This window comes from Protofrankia sp. Cr1 (assembly GCF_963555865.1).
In the GTDB taxonomy this organism is placed as follows: domain Bacteria; phylum Actinomycetota; class Actinomycetes; order Frankiales; family Frankiaceae; genus Protofrankia.
On record NZ_CAUVXO010000138.1, the window covers coordinates 1 to 8,849 of the forward strand.

Sequence of the window (8,849 nt, forward strand, 5' to 3'; positions counted from 1 at the left end):
TCCGTGACCGACGGACCATTCATACCCCTCCTTCGATACCCTCCTGCGATCCGGGTATGGACGTGCACGGACAGTACGATCAAGGCCCCTGCCACCGGATGGCGGCAGGGGCCTTGATCGGCCGGTTATGGCACGCAGGGATCAGGACTCAGGCGTGGTAGGCGCAGCACGGGGTCGGGTTCGGTACCTCGAACGGCGCAACCAGACCTGGTCCGGTGGCGCCGACAGCAAGGACGAGCTCCTCGCCCCGCCACTCGGGTCGGACGAAGTCGCGGGTCCGCAGCACCGCGGCTTCCGGCAGCTCGCCACCGCCGAGGACCGCGAACCGGTCGATCGCCGTCCCGGCGAGCACGCTGCTCACCGGGACATCCCCCACCAGCCGCTCAACACCCGGGAAGCGCACCGCCCGGCCACCCGTGCGCGCGGCGGCCTCACGGGCCGCGAGCATGGCCCCGGCCGCCGGGTCCGGGTTGTCCGTTCCCACGGCCGGCGTCGGGGTTTCCGGCTCGACAACGGCGACGGCGGCGGCGGCCGGCAGGACGCTGCGTACGCCGTCGACGGCCGTGTCGACGAGACCTGGCGGGAGGGTCAACGAGACGGCGAAGTGCGGTACGCCCACCCGGACGATGTGCGTGCACGCGTAGGCGTCGGCCGGCGAGCCGATCCGCCGCCAGAGGTCGAGCACCAGATGGTCGATCTCTGCCAGCGACCGGATGTCGGTGTCGACGCCGACGACCGTCATTGCTTCCAGCGGGGGGGCGAAAGCGGGCCCGGCGCGGTGACGAAGATCGGGTTCGAGTAGAACCAGAGGTCCGCCCACGGGTCGGCGTTGCCGACCATGTCGATCGGCGGGCCGTTGGGGTCGACCGCCGCCCCGAGCAGGCCCGGCGCGGTGCGGTTGCCATCGGTCCCGCGAACCCGCAGGTAGAACGGCGCCGCAACGTCGGTGAAGGTGTAGGTGAGGGTGACGCTGCCGGTCGCTGCGCTGACGTCGAACGACTTCACGACCTTGGTGTTCGGGGTGGTGAAGCTGTCGCGATCCTGCACCGGGCCGAGCACGTCACCCGCGATGAGGTCGACCCGGGCCAGCTTCGGCAGGAACTGTGCGAAGTTCGGCCGACTCGCGAGCGTGATCGTGATGACGACCTCGACGTCGGCACCCTTGCGCACCTTGAGCGTGCCGCCGAGGGTCGTGCCCGGCTGACCCGAGCCCAACGGCCGGACCCGCAGGTCGAGGCCGTCGATCAGGGCGCCATGATCCACCCAGACCCGCCCCGCCCGCATCCCGGCCATCACCGCGCCGTAGTCGAACCGGGCCGCGCCGACGTGGGTACGGCTGTAGTAGCCCGGCCAGAAGTCGCCGTTGAACGCGATTCCGCCCGCGTACACGGGGTCCCCGTAGCGGCCGAAGTTGTTGAACGTGTCGCCGGCCGCGTCCCAGGGCGCGTTGGCGTTGTTGTTGACGGGGTTCTTCGCCCAGTCGGCGTACACCTTGTGGGAGTCGGAGTTCGCGGTGATCCACCACGGCCGACCCTCGGCGAGCATGGAGTCCCACAGGCCACCGACCGTAGCGGTGAAGGCGTCGAACCCACCGAACGTGCGGTAGTACTCGATCGGAAAGCCCGGGAACGAGTCGGGCAGCGGCGCGAAATCGTATGCCCCGCGGCCGCTGGCGGCACCGTTTGGCGCCGGAATCCCGAGCGCCTGGTGCCCGGGCGCCCCCTCCATACCGATCGCGATGTCGGGTGCGCTGTCGCGCCAGCCGCGGAACTCGTGCGGCGAGTCCAGACCCCGGCGGGCCGGGTGGTTGGCGAGCATCAGTGCGTCCGAGACCTGGCCCTGGCGGACGGCGTCACTGAGATAGGACAGCCCGGAGATCGCCAACGCCTCGTTCGCGGCGGTGCCGGCCGTCGCGCCCATCACGACGCCGTCATAGGCGTTCTCGAACTGCTTGAGAACGGCCACCTCGTTCGGACCGGGAGCCACGAACACGGTCGCGTGCTCGGCGGCGGGGATGTTCCACTCCAGTCCCTGGAACAGCAACGTCCGCGGGTAGTCCTCGCGGGCGGCAAGGATGTCCGGGTTGACCTTGTCGACACCGAACTTGGCGTGTGCGACGCTGCCGTGGTCGGTGATGACCATCCAGTCCAGGCCGTTCTGCGACGCGTGCCGAACCTGGTCGCTCACCCGGTACATTGCGTCCGGGCTGTACTGGGTGTGGATGTGGTGGTCGCCGGCGAGCCACCGGAAGCCGCCAGCGGGCTCCCGCCGGTCGGACCCGTCGGTTGACCCGGCGAGTGCGACACCCTGTCCGCCAAGGACGCTCCCCGCGGCGACCCCGGCACCCAACAGGCCGGCGCTGCGCAGCAGGCTGCGCCGGTTCAGCTCGGACGGCGACAGCGCGGCGTCCGGTACGGCCAGGTCGAGCCCCTCGCTGACCGGTCGGTCGTGGTGGTGATGGTCGTGGTCATGTGGACCGTGCACGCCCGACATGGAGTCTCCCTCGCGACGGCCCGCCCCCCTGGCGGGTCTACGCGATGGACTCTGATTTGCCGAGATGGCCCGCATTCCTCCGATCAGTAAACAGCGGGTTGCGATTGTGCAGAGGTCAGGCAACTTTAGCTTTGATTATCCATTCTCCGGTGAATTTCTGTTCAGATACGCTGCACCTATTGCAAATAATTTGCAGCTACTATTTAGTCGCAATATTCCGCCGGCATGGACCGCCCGGGCTCGGGCTCGAGCCCGGGCGGAATTTTATCCACTTTAATTCATATTTCTGATGTTCCAGGGCATTTCTACCGGTTGGCCACACCCAGGCCGTCCGACGAGCGGATCCAGCCGCGATGGGCCGCCGAGATGCCTCGTCCGGTGGGGCCGCCGAACGGAGGTGTCCCAGCTGCCGGATGGTGTCGCAGTTCAGCTTCCTCGTATCGACGGGTTCCCTGATGCCAACGGAGGATTCCGGCCAGCCAGTTCTGCAGTTCCTCGGCATATCCCCGCACCGCGCCCCGTGCGTCGGCGTCCAGGTTGAAACTGTCACAGAGCGCGGGCAGTTCGATGGCGACAACATGTTCGAACTGGCGCATCCGGGACGTCATCAGATCATTGACGACCCCGACAGCGCGTTCACGATCACAGTCGAAGAAATTCTGGACGACGAGAACGCAGTTGTGGATCTCACCTTCGAACTGAATTTCCTTCTGGTAGGAGAACACGTCGTTGAGCAGGCAGGCGTAGTCCGCGGCCGCGTGCTCCAGTGCCCTCATCGGTCGGGTCTGGTAAATCGCCGGTGGCACCGTCGGCCCCGCAGCCAGCCGACACAGGCTCATGGTGAGATCGGAACCGAAGGTCTTGCGGCGCATCTCGATGTAGTCGATCGGGTCGGGAATCCGGTTCTGTCGCTGATTGGCGAGTTCCCACAACCAGCTACCGGTCATATCCTCGATCGCGCCGCGGAACATGCGACGCGCGCTCACGGCCATGGGTCCCGCAGTACGGGACCACAGATCGGCCAGACCGCGTTCCAGCGCGTTGACGGGGACCGGAATGACGGCGGACTCCACCGGCATGAATTCCGACAGCCGCCTGGTACACGCCTTCGCGGCGGCTAGATCACCCGTCCGGCCGAAGATCACCGGATAGTAGTCGTCGCCGTAGGTTCCCCAGGTGAGCCAGCCCGTGGTCAGGTTCAGTTGGTCCGCCGTCGCATCCGGATGGATCCCTGCCGAACACAACGGAAAATCATACGCCCTGAGCTTGTGTTCGTCCCAGATTCCGGGCACCGGGTCGAGCATCCCGATCTGGCCGGCCCACTCCACGATGTGGCGACGTGCAGCGGACAGGTGCGGGCTGCACCGAGTGGAATACGGCATGTAGAAATCGGGACGTTGAAGCCGGCCGACGACCTGATACGGGATGTGGGTGAAGCTCCGCAATCGCTGCGGTGCCGTCGAGACCAGTGCGGACCCGATGCGCGCTCCTGCGGTGCCCAGGCCCGTCGGACCGCCCAGGGCGCCGGTGCCCGCCTTGGCCCCGCCATTCATGTAACGGCTCGACCGCAAATGCCATTCATGACCACCTGACTGCCAGTCCTGCAGCCCCTTCACATAGGCCATGACAGCCGCTCTGGCCGCCACGTCAAGGCCATGCTCCTCGACGAGCGGGGGTAACTCGGTGAAGGTGGTGTGCTCGAACTGGTGCAGCCGGGAGGTAAGCAGGTTGTTGACGATGTCGGCGGCTTCCTGGGTACCACACCCCAGGAATCGTTCGAAGACCAGGACGCCGTTGCTGAGCTCGCCTTCCTCTTCGACTTCGCGCTGGTAGGAGAACAGGTCGTTGCGCAGATGCACGCCGTCGGCGAACGTGTCCCGCAGTACCTGCATAGGCCGGGTCGCGGCGATCTCGGCGGGTACCTCAGCGGCCACCGCGTGTTCGATGAGATTCGCCGACCAGGGGGCTCCGCCGACCTTTCGCCGCATCTCGATGTATTCTACGGGGTCGGCAATCCGGTTTTCGTTGATATTGGAAAGCTCCCACAACGACTCATCCAGGAGATTCCCGGTGCTGGCGGCGAACCGACACCGCCAATCCGCGGACCGGGCCGGAACGGTCCGGGTCCACAGGTCCGCAAGGCCGCGTTCCACCGGATTGGTCGGCGTCTGTGTGATCGCGCCATCCGTCGGCATGAACTCCCGCAACCGATCAATATATTCCTGCGCGCCGGTCAGGTCGTGGGTTCGCTTGTACAGCTCCAGAAAGTGGTCGTCGAAGTAGAACACCCAGACATACCAGTCGGTCACCAGGTCAAGATCTGGACCGGTCGCGTCCGGATGGGTATAAGCACAGAGCAGTGCGTAGTCGTGAGCGTCGAAGTCGCACTCGTACCAGATCACGGCGCCGTTCTGCGACGCGTCGACCATGTCCATCTCGTAAGCCCAGGCTTTACTGTGCTCACGAGCTCGTTCCAGGTTCGGATTCAGCCGTGCCGGATGGGGCACATAGAACTCCGGTAGCTCGAATGGCACCATGAACCGCACGTAACCTTCCTCTTCGACTGCTCCGCGGACAACACCACGGCTAGTCGCGGGATCTGGCTACCTCGACGTTCTCCAGGACGCCGAGCGCGTCCGGCACGAGAACCGCGGCCGAGTAATAAGTGCTGACCAGGTAGGAGATGACGGCTTTCTCGTTGATACCCATGAATCGGACGGACAGGCCGGGCTCGAACTCGTCCGGGATGCCCGTCTGGTGGAGGCCGACGACACCTTGGTTGTCCTCGCCGGTGCGGAGCACGAGAATGGAGGTGGTCTGCGTGTCAGAGATGGGGATCTTGTTGCAGGGCAGGAGGGGTACGCCGCGCCAGCCCGGCACCTGGGCGCCGTCGATCACGGCTCCGGTCGGGTAGATGCCACGGCGGTTACATTCCCGGCCGAACGCGGCTATGGCGCGCGGATGGGCCAGGAGGAACCGGGAGTCGCGCCGCCTGCTGAGCAGTTCGTCGAGGTCGTCGGGAGTGGGCGCGCCAGCGTGGGTGTTGATGCGCTGGCTGCGGTCGGCGTTGTGCAGCAGGCCGAATTCCCGGTTGTTGATCAGTTCTTTTTCCTGGCGTTCCCGTAGCGCCTCGATTGTCAGCTTGAGCTGGTGTTCGACCTGGTTCATCGGTTCGTTGTACAGATCGGCGACCCGGCTGTGTACCCGCAGCACCGTCTGGGCCACGCTCAACTCGTATTCGCGGGGCGCAAGCTCATAATCGACGAAGGTCCCCGGCAACTCAGGCTCCCCGGTATGCCCCGACGCCAGCGCGATGGACGCCTCACCGTGCTTGTTCTGTGGGGGCTCGGGCCGGCTCTGGAAGTGCTCGACATGGGTCCGCAGCGCCTCGGACCGGCCAGCCAGCTCCTGGAACACCTGTTGCGACAGCGCCAGCACCGTGCACCCGGTCACCGCCCTGACCGTGAACTCCCAGCTGCTCTGTGGCTCCACCAGCACCTGGTCACCGAAGTAGTCGCCGTCAGCCAGCACACCCAGCACGGTCTGATCGCCGTACTTTCCGGCGCCGACCTTGTCGACCTTCCCATGCGCGATGAGGAACACCCGGTCAGCCGGCTGGCCGGATTCCACGATCACATCGCCGGGAGCGAATTCCTGCTGAACGAACCGATCCGCCAACGCACTCAGGAGCACCGCGTCGTCGAACTCCCGCAGCAGGGGAAGCTCACGCAGTTCTTGGGGAATGACGCGGACCTCAGCCCCGGTCGAGACAAAAGTAATCGTCCCGTCGCCCACCGTATATGTAAGCCGGCGGTTGACCCGATACACGCCGCCCGCCACCTGCACCCACGGCAGTATCCGCAGCAACCACCGCGAGGAAATCTCCTGCATCTGTGGCGCGGACTTGGTAACTGTCGCCAGATTGCGCGCAGCCGCCGTACCCAGACTCAGCTGCGGCTGCCCGTCCTCCGTACCAGTCTCCACACCAGCCGACTCCGTCATGACCGACACCACCAATTCTTGGTCGTAGCAGCAGGAAAACAACGAACGTACATTCGAGGAACATCTCCGGCGTGGTCGACACGAGCGAGCTTTCCCGCGCCGAGCATGCCGAACATGCCGAACATGCCGAACATGCCGAACATGCCGATAAGCGTTGCCGGACGTTGAACCCGTGATTACGGTCGAAGCGCTACCCGAGCGCGCGGGATCACGCTCCGCCCACCACCGGTGAATGAAGTGATCGGCTGCCCGTGACTATGCGATGACGTCCCTGGTGGACTGCATCGAACAACGCCAGTAGAATAGCCGGCGCAAACCGAATACCGCCACGTCTCCCCCGTCCGTTTCGCGTGCCGCCGGCAGGCTTCACACCGACATCGCACCGCGTACAGCGCATTCTCCTTCGACCCGCGGCGCGAGCTTTGCTCCATGCGGCGAGCCGACAGAAGCTTCCCGTAGAAATCACGGAAAAGGCAAGGACTTCCACGTGCCAGTCTGGGCTGGCCCACCGTGATGGTGTGCTCTGGCCCGCTCAGGATTGAGCGTTGACCACGAACCGTGAACCCGCCCAATCACTCGTTGTAACTACCGATATCCGCTACTCGGCCGGCCGTGGACACCGCCTGTGCGCAAGGCTCGTCCGGCCAGGTCCACGGTGCGCCGACCGTGACGCCGCGCTTGACGGAACGCTGGACCGGAACGCTCTGCGACGGCGTTAGATGACAGAGGGTAGCAGGTAGCCGTATTGATCTGGGTGAAATTGACTAACACGCGACACCCGGTGATGGCCGATTCAGGCTGGTAGCCCCACTGCCGGCTACTAGTTCGACCACGATGTACCCGATCATTACTTTTCATGTATGTCGGGCCGTAGGTAACAGTTTCCCGTCGAGTAAAGCTCGCGTCACATATAGTTTCCCGCCATGACATGGCATATCATGACAATCATGGATGTGCCCGACCATCGTGAAGACAGGCTTCTCAGTCGGGTTGACGAAACATGAAGCAGGAGGTTGCGATGGCAAGGAGAAGGATTCTCGCCCGTTGGGGCACACTCGCCCTGGCACCGTTACTGGCTGCCGGCGTGGCTGCCATTCCGGCGTCGGCGGCCACAACCAGCTCGGTGGCCCGGCCGACGGGAGCACTGATTCTCACGGTGGCGCAGGGCGAAGCCCCCTATGTCGGCGCGACACCGGTCACCCTGTTCTGCCCGCCGAACGGCGCGACGACGCACCCCAACCCGGTCGCGGCGTGCAAGGCCATCGCGGCTGCCGGCGGTAATCTCGACAACCTCGCGGGCGACCCGGGGACGCTGTGTCCGGAGATCTACATGCCGGTGACGGCCGCCGCGGACGGCTACTGGGCCGGCCGGGTCGTCCACTGGCAGAAGACCTTCTCGAACGCATGCTTCCTGAATGTGGCCACGACACCGGTCTTCTGACCGGCTCCTGCCGCAGATCATCCTGAACGGGGTGGGCGAGGGGGCCGCACCCGGGGTCCCCTCGCCTCGCCGGGAGACGTACGCCAGCGTGCGCATCCGGGCCGCCGGCTACCCAACCTGTTCGGTAGGTCGGATGAGCATCTCGTTGACCGCGACCCGGCGGGGGCGGGTGACGATGTAGGCCACCGCATCCGCGATGTCGTCGGCCACCAGCTTCTCGACCCCGGCGAAACGCCGTGCGGACGCTTCGCGGATCTCCTCGCGCAGATGGTCGGTCAGCTCCGTGTCGACCGCGCCCGGCTCGACGACCGATACCCGCACGTGCCGGGCGGTGACCTCCTGGCGCAGGGATTCGGTGAAGGCGTTCACCCCGAACTTCGTCAGGTTGTAGACCCCGGCGTTCGCCATCGCCCGCCGACCCGCGACCGAACTGATGTTGACCAGGTCGGCGACCCGCCTGGGACCGGTGTCTGCGGCGGCAAGCAGGTGCGGCAGCGCCGCATGAGCGACGTACAGCAGACCCTGGAGGTTCAGCGACACCATCCGATCCCACTCCTGGGTCGGCGCGCCGACGATCGGGCCGAGCAGCATGACGCCGGCGTTGTTGACCACTGTGTCCAACCGACCCAGCTCGGCGACGGTGCGTTCGACGGCGTCGACGGCCTGGGCCTGATCGGTCACATCGTGGGCGAGGACAAGCGCCCGGCCGCCGTCGGCGGTGATCTCGCCGGCGAGCTGTTCCAACCTGTCCTTGCGCCGGGCGACCAGCGCGACCGCCGCACCGTGCCGGGCCAGTTCCCGGCCGCTCACCGCCCCGATGCCGCTGCTCGCCCCGGTCACCAGGGCCACCGTGCCGTCCAGCCGTTCTGCCATCAGTTACCGCTCCATCATGATCGTGTCCAGGTGGGACGTG

General features: G+C 65.8%; 6 protein-coding genes. 1 reads left to right on the top strand and 5 read right to left on the bottom strand.

From position 1 onward, the window contains the following. Positions 1-148 precede the first annotated feature (148 nt). The 4 genes from U9980_RS13115 to U9980_RS13130 all read right to left on the bottom strand — a co-directional run bounded on the left by U9980_RS13115 (position 149) and on the right by U9980_RS13130 (position 6,495). A complete protein-coding gene (locus tag U9980_RS13115) occupies positions 149-742 on the bottom strand; it encodes a hypothetical protein (protein WP_322768161.1) in 594 nt (197 codons plus the stop codon). Further along, entirely contained in the window at positions 739-2,493 is a 1,755-nt protein-coding gene (locus U9980_RS13120; RefSeq protein WP_322768162.1) for a PHP domain-containing protein, read from the bottom strand. Before U9980_RS13120 ends, U9980_RS13115 begins: the two co-directional genes overlap by 4 nt. 305 nt (positions 2,494-2,798) lie before the next feature. Beyond that, entirely contained in the window at positions 2,799-5,030 is a 2,232-nt protein-coding gene (locus U9980_RS13125; protein ID WP_322768163.1) for a family 2 encapsulin nanocompartment cargo protein terpene cyclase, read from the bottom strand. Positions 5,031-5,079: 49 nt separating this feature from the next. Continuing rightward, positions 5,080-6,495: a family 2B encapsulin nanocompartment shell protein gene (locus U9980_RS13130; protein WP_322768164.1), complete on the bottom strand. Its 1,416-nt coding sequence runs from the start codon at positions 6,493-6,495 to the stop codon at positions 5,080-5,082. A gap of 1,018 nt (positions 6,496-7,513) precedes the next feature. Between U9980_RS13130 and U9980_RS13135 the strand changes: the two genes are divergently transcribed. Further along, positions 7,514-7,936 carry an SSI family serine proteinase inhibitor gene (locus U9980_RS13135; protein ID WP_322751829.1) on the top strand — a complete coding sequence of 141 codons (423 nt, stop codon included), beginning with the start codon at positions 7,514-7,516 and terminating at the stop codon, positions 7,934-7,936. Positions 7,937-8,044: 108 nt separating this feature from the next. On the opposite strand, the gene U9980_RS13140 is transcribed toward U9980_RS13135, so the two are convergent. Then, on the bottom strand, positions 8,045-8,809 hold the full coding sequence (locus U9980_RS13140) for an SDR family NAD(P)-dependent oxidoreductase (RefSeq protein ID WP_322768165.1): 765 nt from the start codon (positions 8,807-8,809) through the stop codon (positions 8,045-8,047). Positions 8,810-8,849 lie beyond the last annotated feature (40 nt).